General features: G+C 71.0%; 14 protein-coding genes. 5 read left to right on the top strand and 9 right to left on the bottom strand.

The annotated features are described in order from the left end of the window. Positions 1-253 precede the first annotated feature (253 nt). The 4 genes from GA0070608_RS12125 to GA0070608_RS12110 form a co-directional block, all read right to left on the bottom strand. Positions 254-811, bottom strand: a complete 558-nt coding sequence (locus GA0070608_RS12125; protein ID WP_091634925.1) for a DUF3263 domain-containing protein — start codon at positions 809-811, stop codon at positions 254-256. A 438-nt stretch (positions 812-1249) separates the two neighbouring features. After that, positions 1250-2266: an ABC transporter permease subunit gene (locus tag GA0070608_RS12120; protein WP_091626913.1), complete on the bottom strand. Its 1017-nt coding sequence runs from the start codon at positions 2264-2266 to the stop codon at positions 1250-1252. Continuing rightward, positions 2263-3273: an ATP-binding cassette domain-containing protein gene (locus tag GA0070608_RS12115; protein WP_091626909.1), complete on the bottom strand. Its 1011-nt coding sequence runs from the start codon at positions 3271-3273 to the stop codon at positions 2263-2265. Before GA0070608_RS12115 ends, GA0070608_RS12120 begins: the two co-directional genes overlap by 4 nt. A 152-nt stretch (positions 3274-3425) precedes the next feature. Beyond that, entirely contained in the window at positions 3426-4211 is a 786-nt protein-coding gene (locus GA0070608_RS12110) for a DeoR/GlpR family DNA-binding transcription regulator (RefSeq protein WP_091626905.1), read from the bottom strand. A gap of 194 nt (positions 4212-4405) precedes the next feature. Here GA0070608_RS12110 and GA0070608_RS12105 point away from each other — a divergent pair, with 194 nt between their 5' ends. From GA0070608_RS12105 to nagA, 3 genes are read left to right on the top strand one after another with little or no spacing between them, the layout of a single operon-like run. Then, positions 4406-5335, top strand: coding sequence for an SIS domain-containing protein (locus GA0070608_RS12105; RefSeq protein WP_091626902.1), 930 nt, complete (start codon positions 4406-4408; stop codon positions 5333-5335). Beyond that, positions 5332-6264: an ROK family protein gene (locus GA0070608_RS12100; protein ID WP_266319959.1), complete on the top strand. Its 933-nt coding sequence runs from the start codon at positions 5332-5334 to the stop codon at positions 6262-6264. Before GA0070608_RS12105 ends, GA0070608_RS12100 begins: the two co-directional genes overlap by 4 nt. Continuing rightward, the gene (gene nagA / locus GA0070608_RS12095; RefSeq protein WP_091626898.1) at positions 6264-7373 is read left to right on the top strand and encodes an N-acetylglucosamine-6-phosphate deacetylase; all 1110 of its coding nucleotides are present in this window, start codon (positions 6264-6266) and stop codon (positions 7371-7373) included. The genes GA0070608_RS12100 and nagA overlap by 1 nt, the downstream gene beginning before the upstream one ends. A gap of 241 nt (positions 7374-7614) precedes the next feature. Here the strand turns inward: nagA and GA0070608_RS12090 are convergent, their stop codons facing one another. Next, a complete protein-coding gene (locus GA0070608_RS12090; protein WP_091626896.1) occupies positions 7615-8826 on the bottom strand; it encodes a DUF4032 domain-containing protein in 1212 nt (403 codons plus the stop codon). A gap of 113 nt (positions 8827-8939) precedes the next feature. On the opposite strand from GA0070608_RS12090, the gene GA0070608_RS12085 reads away from it, so the two are divergent. Continuing rightward, positions 8940-9707, top strand: coding sequence for a phosphatase PAP2 family protein (locus GA0070608_RS12085; RefSeq protein ID WP_091626893.1), 768 nt, complete (start codon positions 8940-8942; stop codon positions 9705-9707). A 9-nt stretch (positions 9708-9716) separates the two neighbouring features. After that, positions 9717-10961: an APC family permease gene (locus GA0070608_RS12080; protein ID WP_091626890.1), complete on the top strand. Its 1245-nt coding sequence runs from the start codon at positions 9717-9719 to the stop codon at positions 10959-10961. A 326-nt stretch (positions 10962-11287) separates the two neighbouring features. On the opposite strand, the gene GA0070608_RS31980 is transcribed toward GA0070608_RS12080, so the two are convergent. The 4 genes from GA0070608_RS31980 to GA0070608_RS12070 form a co-directional block, all read right to left on the bottom strand. Continuing rightward, complete coding sequence (locus GA0070608_RS31980) at positions 11288-11614, bottom strand: hypothetical protein (protein ID WP_141719458.1); 327 nt, start codon at positions 11612-11614, stop codon at positions 11288-11290. A 256-nt stretch (positions 11615-11870) separates the two neighbouring features. Then, entirely contained in the window at positions 11871-14657 is a 2787-nt protein-coding gene (locus GA0070608_RS12075; protein WP_091626885.1) for a polymorphic toxin-type HINT domain-containing protein, read from the bottom strand. Then, the gene (locus GA0070608_RS31975) at positions 14543-15949 is read right to left on the bottom strand and encodes a hypothetical protein (protein ID WP_141719457.1); all 1407 of its coding nucleotides are present in this window, start codon (positions 15947-15949) and stop codon (positions 14543-14545) included. The genes GA0070608_RS12075 and GA0070608_RS31975 overlap by 115 nt, the downstream gene beginning before the upstream one ends. Before the next feature lie 107 nt (positions 15950-16056). Continuing rightward, positions 16057-16524 (bottom strand): type 1 periplasmic-binding domain-containing protein, encoded by a 468-nt coding sequence (locus GA0070608_RS12070; RefSeq protein ID WP_141719456.1) that lies wholly within the window; start codon positions 16522-16524, stop codon positions 16057-16059. Between the last annotated feature and the right edge of the window lie 278 nt (positions 16525-16802).

Raw genomic sequence — 16802 nt, 5'->3', positions numbered from 1 at the left:
GTCGTAGGACGCGGCGAGCGGTCAACGGAGCGACCGACCCGACAGGGCTCGGCGGGGCTGTACCGGTTGCGGTCGTGGGTGACGGTTGCGGCTGTGGGTGGCCCGGTTGCGACGAGATCTTGGTACGAAGTGGCCCCTCTGAGGGCCTTTTCTCACCAAGATCCCGATCACCGAGCCGCGCGCACCTGCTATTTGTTCACTCTTGCCCGATAAGGCCCGTTTCGGCGTTGCCCGGCTGGTCCCGGACTACGGGTCAGCGGCGGCGATTGCGGGCCCGGGAGGACCGCAATCGGCGCAGCCGCCCGATCAGCACCGGCTCGGCGGCGAGGGCAGCCGGGTTGTCAAGCAGCGCGTTCAACAACTGGTAGTAGCGGGTGGCCGAGAGGCCGAAGGTGTCCCGGATGGCCTGTTCCTTCGCGCCGGCGTGCCGCCACCACTGCTGCTCGAAGGCGAGGATGCCCTGCTCCCGTTCGGTGAGACCGCCGTCCGGGTGAGCATCCGCCGAAGCACCGGCGCCCCGGGGCGGGGCATCGGCGACGGTGTCGGTGTCGGTGTCGGTGTCGGTGTCGGTGTCGGTGTCGGTGTCGGCGTCGGCGTCGGCGTCCCGGGTCGGGGTGTCAATGTCGCGGGGCGGGGCATCGGCGACGCGGGGCGGGACCCTGGCGGTGTCCGGATCCGCCGCCGGGCGGGGGTGCGGGACCACCGGCACCCCGACTTCCGGACCGGTGCGTGGTTGCGGGATGCCGCCGGCGGCGTCCCGCGCCTCACCGATCGTGCCCACCTTGCCGGCCGGGCCCACCTCGCCGGTCATGCCCACCTCGCCGGGCCGGTCCGACGCGGGCTGCTCGGTGGCGGCCGGGGCGGCGTCGGCGGGCTGCATGGCGCTCCTCGTGGGGCTGCTGGCGGGCGGACCCCGACCGGGGACCCCCAGCCTAACCAGGGCCGACCCGGTTCGCATCGGACGACGGTGCCGGAACGTGTCCACTCCGGTTCATGCCGTGCCCGCCGCCGAACCGCCCGGGCCGTGCACTCCGGTTCAAGCCGTACCCGGCCCCGCGAAATCCCCGCAAACCGTCCGGGCCGTGCTCCGGTTCGACGGCACGCCGCGGCGCTCCGGCTAAGGGGCCCCGGCGCGGGGCGACGCTCCGGTTCGGCAGCCCCCGGCGCGGGGGCGGTGCGCCGGTCCGGCAACCCGGATGCGGCGGTACGACCGAGGGCCGGGGAGAGCCGCCGGCCGCACCGCCCACGGTCAGGAGATGTCCCGCCTGCGCATCGTCCAGAGGGCCGCGCCGAGGATCACCGTGAACCCGACCGCCATCATCACCGAGGACTGCTGCCAGGTGATGTCCATCGTGTCCGGTTTGCAATCGCCGAAGTAGGTGGCCTGGCAGGCGTCCCAGTCCTCCAGCGTCACCTTCTTGTCCAGCCAGGCCAAGGCGTAGGTGGGCAGCAACCACGCCTCGGCGAAGCGCACCCCCGCCATCTGCAGCAGGATGGCGAGACCGAACTGGCCGACCACCATCACGCCGATCGCCCCGCCCAGGGCCATCGCGGTGTGCCGCCCCAGCGAGGCGAGCGCGAACCCGATGGTCGCGGCGAACAGGGCGAGCACCAACCCGCGCAGCCCGGTGAGGGCAAAGGACTGCCAGACCCCGGAGGTCATCTTCTCCGTGCTGCCGCGGAAGGTGGCGACCAGCCAGAAGCTGCCGAACCAGAGCACCGTCGTGGGCACCGCCAGGGCGACCAGCCCGGTGAGCAGAGCCGCCAGCTTCGTCAGGAGTACGGTCAGCCGCTTCGGCCGCCACAGCAGCAGGTTCATCATGCCGCCGGTGTTCCACTCCGCCCCGACGAAGGAGGCACCGACAACGAACCCGACCAACGCCAGGATCGCCGCGAGCGGCAGCAGCGCGAACCCGAAGTTCTTCCGGAAGTCGAAGGTGGAGGGCAGGAACCAGTCCGTCTGGATCGCCTCCCGCGGCGGCGGCTGGATGACCGAGCAGTCCTCCGGGAAGCCCCCGTCCTGGCTCGTACCGGCGGCCTTCGCCTTGTCGCACTCCGCCCGGTACTGCGCGTTCTGCTGGACGTCCCGCTGCCACTGCTGTTCGGCGGCGCGCTCGGCCTTCGCCAGCGCGGCGGCGTCGATCTTCTCGTTGCTGGCGAAGATCCCCACCACCACCGCTGCCAGCACCAACAGGCCCAGCAGGCTCATCCATCGGGTGAAGCGCCGCTTGGCGAGCCGGCGCAGCTCCGTACGGTAGAGGCTCATGCGCCCCACCCTCCTCCGGTGGCACCGGGCTGGCCCGCCCCACCGACCTTCGTGGACTGGTCGACCTGCCGGTGCTGGCCGGGTACCGGGGCGGTGGCGGTCAGTTCAAGGAAGACGCTCTCCAGGTCGACGGCGACCGGAACGAGTTCGCTGACGTAGAGGCCCTGCTCGGCGAGGAGCCGGGTCACCGTGGCCGGCTTGTCGACCCCGGCGAGCATCAGGTGGTCGGCCTGACCGTCCACCCGGATCCCGGCGCGGGTCAGCGCCTCGGCGGCGACCGGCAGGTCGGTGACCGCTTCCAGCCGCACCCGGACCGCGCCGGAGGAGTGCTGGGCGAGCACCTGCTCGACCGGCCCGTAGGACACCCGCCGACCGAGCGAGATGATGGTGACCGAGTCGCAGATCAACTGGATCTCGCCGAGGATGTGGCTGGAGAGCAGCACGGTCATCCCCGACTCCGCGAGGTTACGCGTCAGCGTGCGCATCTCCCGGATGCCGCCCGGGTCGAGGCCGTTGGCCGGCTCGTCGAGGATCAGCAGCTTCGGGTTCTTCAGCAGGGCCGAGGCGACGGCGAGTCGCTGCTTCATGCCGAGCGAGTAGGTCTTGACCCGCTCGCCGGCCCGGTCGCGCAGCCCGACCAGTTCCAGCACCTCGTCGACCCGGTGCTGCGGCACGTCACCGGCGCCGGCGAGCAGCGACAGGGTGTCCCGCGCCGTGAAGTGCGGGAAGAACTGCGGGCTCTCCACGATCGCGCCGACCTGGCCGGCGACGGCGGGCAGCGCTGCGGGCACCTCGTGCCCGAGGACCGCCATCCGGCCGCCGTCGGGCCGGATGAGCCCGAGCAGCGTACGCAGCGTGGTGGTCTTACCCGACCCGTTGGGGCCGAGGAAGCCGTGCACCTGCCCTTCTTCGACCCGCATGTCGAAACCGTCGAGCGCGTTGCGGGTGCCGCGCCGACGACTCTTGTACGTCTTGCGGAGACCTTCGATCTCCAGGACAGCTGACAAGCTGCACCTCCCCCGATGGGCGGTATGACACGCGACACCATACGCGGTATGCATCGGCCCGCAATACCCGGTATGCATCGGCACGCCGATCGGATGTCAGGAAGGACCCCTCCCTGTGCACCAGGCGTCAGGAAGGTGCCCTTCCCTTCACCTCAGGCGCAGATGACGGTGACGCCTGCGGCGCGGAACGCCTCCACCACCTCCGGGTTGGCCCCGGAGTCGGTGACCAGCGTCTCCACCCGGTCCACCGGGCAGATCCGGGCAAAGGCGTGACCGCCCAACTTGGACGAGTCGGCGATGATCACGACCCGCTTGGCCCGGGCCACCATGAGGTTGTTCATCGCCGCCTCACCCTCGTGGTGGGCGGCGGCGCCGAGCTGCGGGTCTATCGCGTCCACGCCGAGCAGGGCGACGTCCAGGGTGACCTCGCGCAGCAGCGCCCCACCCAGCGGGCCGACCAGTTCGAACGACTTCGGGCGGACCACGCCGCCGGCCACCACGACCTTCATCCGGGAGCGGACCAGCAGCTCGTTGGCGATGTTCAGCGCGTTGGTGACGACGGTGAGCTGGGCACCCTCGGCGCTGGTGTTCAGGTCGGGCCGGACGGCGAGGGCCCGGGCCACCTCGGTGCTGGTCGTGCCGCCGTTGAGGCCCACCACGGTGCCTGGCGAGACCAGCGCGGCGGCGGCGGCGCCGATCCGCTGCTTCTCCGCCGAGTGCTTGGCGGTCTTGTAGCGCAGCGGCAGGTCGTACGACACGCCGTTGGCGACCGCGCCACCCCGGGTCCGGGTGATCATCTGCTGCTGGGCGAGCTGGTCGAAGTCGCGCCGAATGGTGGCCTGAGAGACGTCCAGCCGCTCGGCGGCCTCCTCGACGCTGACCCGGCCGTTGTCGGTCAGCATCTCGAGCAGGGCGTTCCATCTGGCGTACCGGTCCACCCGGGCCCTCCAGTTACTGCGCGGTCGGTGATTGATTGCGTGCACAGTAATGCGCGAAACTACGAGGGCGCAAAACCCTGGCTTGCGCGATGCCGAGGCCGGTTGCCACAGCCAACCGCTTTCGCGCAGAATAACGCGCGAAAGGCGGCTCTAACGAGCCGTATTGCGCACCGCTCCCCTGCGTAGGAGTTCTCATGTCGTACGTTGACGCCGAGATCGCGAGCCAGCCCGACTGCTGGCGGGAAGCGGCGCGACTCGCCGCCACCGCCGCCGACCGCCTGCCCCGCCCCGGCGAGCGGGTCGCCGTCGTGGGCTGCGGCACGTCGTGGTTCATGGCGATGGCGTACGCGGCCCGCCGTGAACACCTCGGCCAGGGCGAGACCGACGCCTTCCAGGCCTCCGAGTTCCCCGCCGGCCGGCGCTACGACCGGCTTGTCGCGATCACCCGATCCGGCACCACCACCGAGGTCACCGAGCTGATCGCCGCCCTGCGCGGGCGGGTGCCGACCACCGTCCTGGTCGGCGACCCCGACTCCCCCGCCGTCGCGCTGGCCGACGCGGCGGTGACCATGCCCTTCGCCGACGAACGCTCGGTGGTGCAGACCCGCTTCGCGACCACCGCGCTCGCCCTGCTCCGCGCCCACCTCGGCGACAACATCGACGTGCTCGCCGCCGACGCCGAGGTAGCCGTACGCGCCCCGCTGCCGATCGACCCGGCCCTGATCGAGCAGGTCACCTTCCTCGGCTGCGGCTGGACGGTCGGGCTGGCCCAGGAGGCCGCGCTGAAGTGCCGCGAGGCAGCCACCTTCTGGGCCGAGGCGTACCCGGCGATGGACTACCGGCACGGGCCGATCTCGATCGCCGCGCCGGGCCGGCTGGTCTGGGCCTTCGGCGAGCTGCCCGACGGGCTGCCGGCGGACGTGGCGGCGACCGGGGCGGCGTTCGTGCACAGCCGGACCCACGGCTGCCGCACCGTGCTGGGCAGCTGGGCGGCCGGCCGCACGCCGGTCGATCCGATGGCCGACCTGATCCTGGCGCAGCGGTTCGCCGTCGCGCTCGCCACCAGCCGGGGCCTCGACCCCGACGCGCCCCGGCACCTGACCCGTTCCGTGGTACTGGCGTGAGCGCGGAGCACCGGCCGACCGACGTCGTCGTCGCGCTGGACGTCGGCGGCACCGGGATGAAGTGCGCCCTGGTCCGGGCGGACGGCGCCGTGCTGCACACCGAACGGCACCCGACCGACGCCGGGCGCGGCCCGGACGCCGTGGTGGAAACCGTCCTGGCAGTCGCCGAGGGGCTGGCCGGCAAGGCCCGCGCCGACGGGCTCGACCCGGTCGCGGTCGGCATCGCGGTGCCCGGGGTGATCGACGAGGCGCGCGGGGTCGCCGTCTGGTCCGCGAACCTGGGCTTCCGGGACGTACCGCTGCGGGAGCTGGCCCGGAAGCGGCTCGGGCTGCCGACGGCGCTCGGTCACGACGTGCGCGCCGGTGGCCTGGCCGAGGCCCGGCTCGGCGCCGGCCGCGACGGCGGGCACGTCCTCTTCGTCGCGATCGGCACCGGGATCGCCGCCGCCCACGTGGTCGACGGCACGGCCGCCACCGGCGCGCACGGCGCCGCGGGCGAGATCGGCCACATCCAGGTACGCCCCGGCGGGCCGCGCTGCGGCTGCGGCCGTCCCGGCTGCCTTGAGGCGGTGTCCTCCGCCGCCGCGATCGGGCGGCGCTACTCGGCGCTGGCAGGCGTACCGGTGTCCGCCGCCGAGGTCGCCGACCGGGCGGCGGCCGGCGAGCCACTGGCGGCGGACGTCTGGCGGGAGGCCGTCGAGGCGCTCGCCGACGGCCTCGCCACCGGCCAGTCCCTCTACGACGTGCAGACCGTCGTGCTCGGCGGCGGGCTTGCCCGGGCCGGCACGCTGCTGTTCGACCCGCTGCGGGCCGCGCTGCACGAGCGGCTGACGTTCCACCGGGAGCCGCGCCTCGTCGCGGCGGCCCTCGGCGACGAGGCCGGCTGCCTCGGCGCCGCCCTGCTCGCCCTCGACAGTCTGGAGAAGTGATGGCCAACCGGGTGAACGGCAAGGTGGTGACGCCGACCGGCGTGATCCGGCAGGGCTGTGTCGAGCTGGACGAGGACCGGATCAGGGCGGTGGCCGAGTACCCGTCGGTCCACGACGGGCACTGGATCGTGCCCGGCTTCGTCGACATGCACACGCACGGCGGCGGCGGGCACACCTTCACCACCGGCGACGCCGAGCAGGCCCGGCAGGTCGCCGCCTTCCACCTGCGGCACGGCACCACCACCCTGCTGGCCAGCCTGGTCAGCTCGCCTTTCGCGCTCATGCGCTCGGCCACCGAGGCGTACGCCCCGCTGGTCGCCGAGGGGGTGCTGGCCGGGATCCACTTCGAGGGGCCGTATCTCTCCTCCGCCCGCTGCGGCGCGCAGAACCCCGAGTTCCTGCGCGACCCGTCGACGGACGAGCTGGCCGAGCTGATCAAGCTGGGCGACGGGGCGGTCCGGATGGTCACCCTCGCCCCCGAGCGGGACGGCGCGCTGGAGGCGATCAAGCTGCTCACCGCGCACCGGGTGGTCGCCGCGGTCGGCCACACCGACGCCACGTACGACGAGACCCGTGCCGCGGTCGCGGCGGGCGCGAGCGTCGGCACCCACCTGTTCAACGGGATGCGGCCGGTGCACCACCGCGAGCCCGGCCCGGTGGTGGCCCTGCTGGACGCCCCGAACGTGGTCTGCGAGCTGGTCGCCGACGGCGTGCACCTGCACGACGGGATGCTGACCTTCGCCACCTCGACGGCAGGCCCCGAGCGGGCCGCCCTGATCACCGACGCGATGGCCGCCACCGGCATGGCCGACGGCGAGTACGACCTGGGCGGCCAGGCCGTCACGGTGACGGACGGCGTGGCCCGGCTGGCCCGCGACGGTGCCATCGCGGGCAGCACCCTGACCATGGACGCCGCGCTGCGACACGCGGTGGCCGCCGGGATCCCGATCGCGGACGCCGTCCGGATGGCGGCCACCACGCCGGCCCGCGCGATCGGCCTCGGCGACCAGCTGGGCGCGCTCCAGGTCGGGCTCCGGGCCGACCTGGTGGTGCTCGACGACGACCTGAACGTGGTCCGGGTGATGCGCGGCGGCTCCTGGGTGGAGTGACCCGCGGCGTCGCGGCGGTCGGCCGTGCGGGCGGGGGCACCGGCTGCCCAGGGCGGAGTGGTTCGGGTCCGCCCTGTGGAGCTGAATCGTCTACGACATCACGCAGGGCGCACAGGCTGAATCGTCTACGACATCAGCTCGACAGCGGTCGCGGACACAGTCCGCCGCCTTTCAGCGGAATGATCGTCACCGCCCGCCAGCCGGCCGCTGCCGGATACGTGGCGTTGGGGGCCGTCCGGGGTCAGCCGGCGGTGGGGACCTCGACGCCGAGCACGGCCTGCTCGTCGGGGCGGTGCACCAGCACGTCAGCGAGGAACGACTGCACGGCCGGACCCATCCCGACGTCCCGGCCGGCCCGCTCGGAGAGCAGCCACTTGTGCTCGATGATCTGCGAGAAGAGCTCCTGGGGCTCCAGCTTGCGGCGCAGGTGCGCGGGCACCGCCCGGACCACCGGCTCGAAGACCTCGGTGAGCCAGCGGTGTGCGGCCTGCTGCTCGTCGGTCAGGTCGCTCTCGGCCCGGTAGGCGTCGAGGTTGTTGAGCAGTCGGCGGGCCTGGTTCTCCTCGGCGTCCAGGCCGGTCAGGCGGATCAGCCGCCGGGTGTGGTAGCCGGCGTCGACCACCTTCGGCCGGACCAGGTAGCGCCCGTTGTCGATCGTGGACATGGCCACCTCGGCCACGTCGAAGCCCAGCTCGTTGAGGCGACGGATCCGGCCTTCGATGTCGTGCCGGGCCTCCCGCTCGACCTGCTGCTCGTAGGTGATCTCGTGCCACAGCCGCTCGTACCGCTGCACGACCTCCTCGCAGACCATCTCCGGGTCGATCGACTCGTGCAGCAGCCCGGCGGCCTGGAGGTCGAGCGCCTCGCCGAAGATGTTGACCCGGGCGATCTCCAGGTCCTCGCCGCGCTGGCCGTTGGACAGGGCGTGGTGCAGGGCGCCGGTCTCGGCGTCCACGAGGTAGGCGGCGAACGCGCCGGCGTCCCGCCGGAAGAGCGTGTTCGACAGCGAGCAGTCGCCCCAGAAGAAACCCGTCAGGTGCATCCGGACGATCAGGGCCGCGAGCGCGTCGAGCAGCCGGCCCATCGTCTCCGGGCGCAGGGTGTTCGAGAAGAGCGCCCGGTAGGGCAGCGAGAACTGTAGGTGCCGGGTGATCAGCACGGGGTCGAGCGGTTCGCCTTCGTCGGTCTGCCGGTCGGCGACGATCGCCACCGCCTCCACCGACGGGAAGTCGATCCGCTCCAGGGCGCGCAGCAGGTCGTACTCCCGCTCGGCGACCCGCTCGCCGGTCTCCTTGACCGCGTAGACGTAGCCGCCCAGCCGGACGAAGCGGACGATGTGCCGGGAGATGCCCTGGGGCAGCGCCACCAGGTGTTGCGCAGGCCACTCCTCCAGCGGGGTCGACCAGGGAAGGTCGAGCAGCGCCGGGTCCACGAGGGCCGAGGTGATCCGCACGGGGACAAGTCTGACGGGTACCCCCCGTCGCGCGCCTCCCTTCGTGGTTCGGCACACATGCGTCCCCGGCCCGTCCCGGTCCGGCGCCGACCGGGGCCGGTAGCGTGACGGGGATGCGGGAGACCACGACGGTACGGGGAAAGGCGCAGCTCCGGCCGGTCCGGCCGACCGGCTGGTGGTTCGACGCACTCCTGCTCACCGCCCTGGTCGGGTTGACCGTGGCGCTCGCCGGCGAACGGCTCTTCGGGATCGACCGCGCGATCGCCGACTGGTCGGAGGCGCACCGGCCCACGGCCGCGCACTGGACGGCGGTGATCCTCAACTACCTCGGTCAGGGCACCCCGCTGACGTTGATCGCCGTGGGGCTCGGGGTGCTGCTCGCGGTACGACTGAGATCGGTGCGCCCGGTGCTGCCGCCGATACTCGCCTTCGCCCTCAGCTACCTCACCATCGGCCCGCTCAAGGTGTGGACCGCCCGACCCGCGCCCAGCGCGAGCATCAAGGAACCCTTCCTGCCCGCCGAACAGACCCTCCCGTTGTTCCAGGACGAACTGCCGCTCCGCTTCGCCCAGTCCTACCCCTCCGGCCACGTCGCGAACGCGATCCTCTGGTACGGCGTCATCGCGCTGCTGCTCGCCCCGCTGCTGCGTACGTTCGGCCGGACCGTGCCGCCCCGGCTGGTCACCGTGATCCGGGTGGTGCCGCCGATCGTCGTGCTCTGCACCACCACCTACCTCGGCTGGCACTGGCTGACCGACTCGGTCGCCGGGCTGCTGCTCGGGCTCCTCCTCGACCGGCTGGTGCACCGGGTGCCCTGGGACGACCTGCCGTTGCCGGGGGCGCTGCGGGACTGGAACCGTCCGTTCATCTCCGCCCCCTAGGGTCCCGGCGTGGACCAACTGGCGCGCCGGCTGGGCGTACGAGATGCGGTGGTCATCGGTCTGGGGTCGATGCTCGGCGCGGGCGTCTTCGTCGTCTTCGCGCCCGCTGCGGCGGCGGCCGGCGGGGTCGGGTTGCTGGCGGCGCTCGTGCTGGCCGGTTTCGTCGCCTTCTGCAACGCGACCAGCTCGGCCCGGCTGGCCGCCCGCTACCCCGAGTCCGGCGGCACCTACGTGTACGGGCGGGAGCGGCTCGGCCCGTTCGCCGGTTTCCTGGCCGGCTGGGGATTCGTGGTCGGTAAGACGGCGAGTTGCGCGGCGATGGCGCTGACCATCGGGGCGTACCTCTGGCCGGGGCAGGTCCGGCTCGTGGCGGTCGGCGCGGTGTTGGCGGTGACCGCCGTGAACCTGCGCGGCATCGGCCGGACCGCGACCGCGACGAAGGTGCTGGTCGGCGTGGTGCTCGCGGTGCTGGCCCTGGTCGCGGTGGTCGGTGCGGTCGGCGGCGGCGTCTCGCTCGACCGGCTCGGCGACCTCGACGCTTCCGGGCGGGGCGTGCTCACCGCCGCCGGGCTGCTCTTCTTCGCCTTCGCCGGGTACGCCCGGATCGCCACCCTCGGCGAGGAGGTACGCGACCCGCAGCGGACCATCCCCCGCGCGGTCCCGCTGGCCCTCGGCGTGGTGCTGGCGGTCTACCTGGTGCTCGCCGTGGTGACGGTCGGCGTGCTCGGGGCCGACCGGCTGGCCGGTTCCGCCGCGCCCCTGGCCGACGTGGTGACAGCCGCCGGGCTGCCCGGGCTGGCGTGGCTGGTCCGGGCCGGGGCGACCGTGGCGGTGACTGGGGTCCTGCTCTCCCTGCTCGCCGGGGTGGGGCGCACCACGCTGGCGATGGCCCGCCGCCGCGACCTGCCGGGGGCGCTCGCCGCCGTCCACCCCGTGCACCGGGTGCCGCACCGGGCAGAGCTGGCCGTGGCCGCGGTGGTGATGCTGATCGTGCTGCTGGGCGACATCCGCGACGCGATCGGCTTCTCCAGCTGCACCGTGCTGGTCTACTACGCGATCACCAACGCCGCCGCGCTTACCCTGGGCCGCGATCCGGGCCGGCGGCTGCCGGTGCGGGCGCTGGCCGCGCTGGGGCTGGTCGGCTGCCTGCTGCTCGCGGTCAACCTGCCGCTCTCCAGCGTGCTGGCCGGCTTCGCCGTGCTGGCGGTCGGGGCCGCCTGGTACGCCCTCCGACCGGATATGTCCTCGGCGTGACCTCATTGCCGCAGCGAGGCAACCTGGCACCTGGCGCGCTGAACCCACCCGTTCAGCCAGCGGCGTCGGTTTCCGGCTTAAGAGCGAACCCAGGGCATCCTTTTTCAGGACGTGGCGAAACTATGTCGACAGACTCGGACGGAGCAGACGTATTACCAGCCGGATACGAAGCGCTGCCGCTCGGCTATGAGAGAGGGCCGTTCCTGTGCCGACTAGTATCCGTCGATCCACGCCACAGGACACAGTCGCAAGATCGCACTCGCCGCGGCCGCCGCCACGCTCGCAAACCACTAAAGCAGATGGAGGCGGCCCTATATAATCTTCCCCTAGAAGAGGCCTTCCTGCCCTTCCAGTTGTGATTCACGAGGCGGAGTTGCGGGAAATTCAGGTTCAGGCGGCAACGCGATATCGTCATAATATCCTGGCGCAGCGACAACAACTGAATCGAAGTATCCCGACTCGGATAGAGACTTCCCAAAAGCCAGGAACGCATCTGGCGCAACGACAGTCGAGCCGTCGTTGATGACCTCCAGACGAAGGCGGCGCGCTAGCTCAAACTCTACTGCATCGGCGCGGTCACCGAAGATTGAGATGCCGTCGTAAACAACTCTGGTCACCTGATCCAGTGGTCGGTATATCTCAACCGCTTCCACTATTCCATTAGAATCTCCGTGCGCCTGGACCGTCATCCCGCTTGTGAAATGCGCTACACCCTGACTCCCTCTTGAGCGCCCGGGCCCCTCATAATGGGGAAGGCGAGAAAGAGCCCGCTCAGCCTCCGAGATGGTAGTGCCAAGTTGCACGCCCGCGGCACCCCGCGGGGGATCTAAAATAATATCCATTACCCACCCTCGGGTTCACTTTCTTATTTATTCGATCGGCACAGCAGCAGACGTCATGCGCATGGCCCTACCAGAGCGCTAGCTGCACATGGACGGAGCCTTTGACTTTACGCGCACGCTGATACTGACCATTTCTCGGCAAGGCTGCGATCATCTCGCCGATGGAATTGTTATATTTCCCAGGGAACCTGGAGACCACGTCGTCGATATCATTTTGCATTGCCTGATCGATTCGACCCGAGTCAACGAACGCTCGCTGTCGAGTGAGCCACTTCTGAGCGGCCGCGCCACTTCCTGTCGAGTTCACCTCCCGATGGTCTTTCGTTTCCATGCGAATAGCTGGACCGCTGTATTCGGTAATGTAACCCTTCGTGGCGGCCTTCTGCGGCATGTGATTTACCTGATGACCACTGCCCGATGGGGTCAATTGACCATATATGCCGCCATCGTGTGGATATCCTCCACAGTTGTGGACCAGGACGGGCGTGTTGCCGGCTACCACATAGTACGTGTGGATGTCGGCGACCGTGAGGTCGCGCATCTCCTCGGCGCCGAGCTTGTTGAGCACCGCGACGACGGTGACCGCGCCCTTTCCGCGGACCAGTAGCTTCGTGCCCGGCTTCAGGTCCTTGGCGTCGTCCCACTTCCGCTGCGAGGCGTTCCAGAACGGGTGGTGCCAGGTGGTCTCGACCTTCGTCACCTTGCCGTCCTGGTCGCGGACGGTCAGGTCGGTCAGGTCCTTGTCGGTGTTGCGGTGCAGTTGGGTGACCTGCTTCGGCTCCGAGGTGCCGGCGACCGGGTCGGTGGCCAGGACCTTGTCACCGACGTTGACGTCCTCGATCGGCCGGCTGGTGCCGTCGGCCATCAGCACCGGGGTCTTCGGGTCGAAGCTGTGCGTCGAACAGCCTCGTTGGCCTCCGCCGACGGAGAGGCCGAGCGGGTTGTAGCCGCCCCCGCCGCCGGAGCCACCACTGGAGGCCCCGCCGGAACGCGCGCCACCACCGCCCTTGCGGCTCAGCCCGCCCAGCCCCGGCACCATGTTCTCCGCAGCCGCCCGCGGGTTGTAGGTACCCGTCGTGGCGAGCTGCTCGATCCCGTCCTCGATGCCGTTCTCGGCCGCCTCGGTCGCCAGCCGGCCCGTCAGGCCGGTGCCGGCCTTCTTGGCCAACGCGACGCCGACCTTGGCGGCGATGGCGCCGCCCGCGCCGCCGATCAGACCGGAGACCGCACCGGTCCCGAGGGAGCCCAGCGCGTCGCCGACGCTGTGGATGTCACCCTGCGCGGCGTCCTTCGCCAGATTGATCAACGCACCGGCGCCGACCATGCAGGCGATCGCCCCAGCACCGGCGGTCACCGCCGTGCAGGCGATGCCGGCGAGGATCGCCCCGCCGATCGCGGCGACCTCCAGCAGGACATCCTTGTGGTCCTTGACCCACTTCGTCGCTGCCTTCGCCGCGTCGCTCACCTGGCTGGCGGCCTTCTTGACCGCTCTGTGTGCCTTCGCCGCGATCTTCTTACCGGCCTGCTTCGCCTTGGCCGCCGCTTGCTTGGCGCGCTTCTTGGCCTCCGCGACCTTCTTCGCCGCCCACTTCTTACCCTGGTCGATCTTCTTCTTGGCCGCCCGTTTGACCTGGTTGTACTTCTTCTGGATCTTCTTCTTGACCTGGCTGTACTTACGTTTCGCCTGTTGGTATTTCTTCTTGACCACCGACTTGGCCCGCTTGACGGTCTTCTTGACCGTCGCCTTCGCCGAGCTGTAGGCCGACGAGGCGTACGAGTAGGCCCGCGACGCGTACGACGAGGTGTACGAGTAAGCCGACGAGGCGTACGAACGGACGGTCGACGACACCGAACTGACCGCGCGGGAGAAGGACTTCTTCACGCTGCCCCAGCCCCAGTGCCCGGTCGGGTCGGTCACTGTCAGCGGGTTCGCGTCGCCGTACTGGTACCGGTTGGCGTTGATCGAGTCCGGGATCGGACTGTTGCTCGCCGTGTCCCGCGTATCGAACTGACCGGTGTCCGTGTTGTACCAGCGGGCGTGCATGTTCACCCGGCTGGTCAGCGCGTCCGTCCACTCCGACTGGTAGCCGAGCTGGCCGAGCAGGCCGCTGGTGCTGAGCACCTTGCCCAGCGGGTCGTAGGTCACCGACCCCGACAGCGCCGCCCCGGTCGCAGTGAACTGCCCGACCACGTCGGTGTGCAGGTCCGTCCAGACCATCCGCTGGCTGCCACCCGCAGTCGTGCCGACCACATCGCCGGACGGCCCCCGCACGTAGGTCGCGCTCGCGTCGCCGGCCAGGTCGTTGCCGAGACCGGTGTACGAGTGGCCGGGGCGGATCGCGCGGCCCAGACCGTCGTACGTGTAGGTCTGCGTGCCACCCGCGGCCTGCTGCGACACCACCTGCCCGAACGCGTCGGTGCGGGTGACGTTGCCGCCGGCCTCCGCGAGGGTGCCCCGGGCGGTGTAGGTGTAGGTGACCCCGTCCGCGGCGAACAGCCGGTTCCGCTGGTCGTAGGTGAACAGCTTGGAGCCGTTCTGCACCCGGTTACCGGACTTGTCGTAGGCGTACACGGTGGTGCTGGTGCCGTTGTTCCACGACGTCAGCCGGTCGGCCAGGTCGTAGCTGTAGGTGTTCGTCGCCGAGCCGGCGAAGCCGGTCGTCGCCTTCGAGACGATGTTGCTGTTCTCGTCCCAGCCGTACGTGATCTTCGCCAGCGACGCCCCGTTGGACGACGACTTCAGCTCGTCGTCCTTGAGCCGCCGCAGGGGGTCGAAGGTGAAGTTGCGGGTGTTGCCGTTCGACCCGTAGGTGATCTTCGTGACCTGGGACAGGGTGTTGTAGGTGTAGGCCATCTGCGCGCCGGCCGTCGGGTTGGCCAGCGTCGAGAGCCGTCGCTGGCGAACTCATCGAAGTGGATGAACGACCGCGCCTTTACGGTGCCGCCGTTGTAGGTGCCGACCGGCAGGTTGTCGCCGTTGTGGCTGGTGGTCTCGGAGTCGTTGTCGACAAAGACGTCACCGGTGGTGCCGGTGGTCATGGTCGGGTCCACCCGCACCGGATACTGGCGGGCCGGGTCGCGCAGCCAGGCCTGGTCGGCTATCACCTTCAGCGCCGGGGCTCCGTCCACGGTGACGATCTCGAAGGTCACCGCGTCGGACTCGGCCGGCGCGCCGGACTTCGGGTCGACCTTCGAGTCCTGCATCGAACCGTGCGGGAACCAGGCCACCGCCTTGCCGGCCGCGTCGAGCAGCTCCACCGAGCCGTTGGCGGTGAGCCGGGGGGTCAGGCCGGTGAGCCGCAACGGGAACACCCAGGTCGACGCCGCCTGCGGCGAGCGCAGCACCAGGGTCTCCTTGACCCCAGCGTCGAAGGTGGTCAGCTCCAGGTCGGTGTCCGGCAGGATGTCCCGGTAGCGGGCAGTCGCCCCGGCCACCTCCGGCGTGCCGACGGTGCCGCCCTGCAGCTGGTAGCCGACGCTCTCGCCGGTGGGCAGGGTGAGCCGGGCGAGGTCGGCCGCAACGTCCCGCACGTCGGCGCCGGCCGCCGCCCGCGCGGTCGGCGCCGGGGCACCGCCGGCGACCGAGACGCCGAGGCGGTTCGCCGTGACGTGCAGCCGGCCGTCGGAGCGGCGGGCCAGGTTCGAGTCGATCTTCTGCCAGCTGCCGCCCGCCGCCCGGTAGTTGACCGGGCGGTCGTAGGTGCGCTTGGTGAAGGAGCCGTCGGCGTTGGTGAAGACGTCCGAGCGGGCGCTCGACTTCTTCGCATCCCGCTTGCTGGTCCGGGCGTCGAAGCCCGGCTCGGCGACCCCGGTCGTCTCGGGGGTGACCTCGATCCGGTGCGGCTGGTAGGGCTCCAGGGTGCCCGGGGCCGGCTTCGGCGCCCGCCCGGCGCCCTGCCCGGCGTCCGTCGCCGACGCCGCCACGTGCGGGTCGAACGCTACCGGCTTCCCCTTCTCCTGCACGGGCAGGCCGACGAAGGCCGCAGCCGCCGACCAGGCCGGCCGCTCTGCGAACCAGGTGAGCCAGGTGAGCGGGAACTCTCCGCCCGGCCGCACCGCCTCGGGCGGTACGGCGAAAGTCAGCCCGAAGACCACCGCGATCACGAGCGCCGCACGGCGCGTGACGCTGTTGACGGATCGGCGCATGGCCGGTCTCTCCCCTGCTCAGCAAAAAGTCATCGCAGAGTGTGGAGCCTGGCTGATCTTCGACACAAGGTGTCCGACGGCCAATCCTGAAAGGATCCTTGGAGTGGTCAGTCCTTGCCGGATGCCAGCCCGGCGACGATCCCTCGCGCCTCCCGCTGCACCGCATCCCGGTCGGATGCCTCCACAACGGACACGTTGTGGGTCGCGACGGCCGGGCCAAAAGCAACAAATCGGGTAGCGGGGAATCGTGCCGCCGTAGCCCGGACCGCCTCCACGGGAGCCCCGCCCACCGTGAGAACAACATCACAGCGGCTCTGCACCAGGCTGGCGAGGAACGTCTCAGCGTTCTCAACCGTCTGCGGACCGTCCACCTCGAGGTACTGCACCTTGACCTGGGTGGTGAGCGAGGCCTCCTGCATGCCGGCCCACACTGGGCGCGCCTCGGCCGCCACGACGCCCTGGTTGCCGGTCAACAGGCAGGCCGTCTCGGCCCGGTACTCGCGCTGGCGCGGCTCCGGCTCCTCGTCCGGCCAGACCGCCCAACCCACGAGCACCACCGCGACCATGCCGGCCACCGCGTACCACCACAAGGGCCGGCCCCACAGCCACCGCACGATCGCGTTACCGCGCCGCCGCCTTTGCACGCCGCGAAGCCGTCGGCCCACCCCACCACCAAGCACGGGCGCACCTTACTCGGCCTCAACCGAGGGTGGGAGACCCCTGCCCGGCCAACTGGGCTGCGCCGGCAGGCGGGACGCTCGGCGCGCCGGGTGGAACGCAAGGCCGGACCGGCCGCATGTTGGCCGGCAGCCGCCGTGCTCGCCGGCGGCGCCCTCCGGTTACGCCTTCGGCG

Origin of the sequence: Micromonospora peucetia (genome assembly GCF_900091625.1) — a bacterium.
Taxonomy (GTDB): domain Bacteria; phylum Actinomycetota; class Actinomycetes; order Mycobacteriales; family Micromonosporaceae; genus Micromonospora; species Micromonospora peucetia.
The sequence above is the reverse complement of the archived record's forward strand: the minus strand, read 5'-3'. Positions and strand labels throughout refer to the sequence as shown.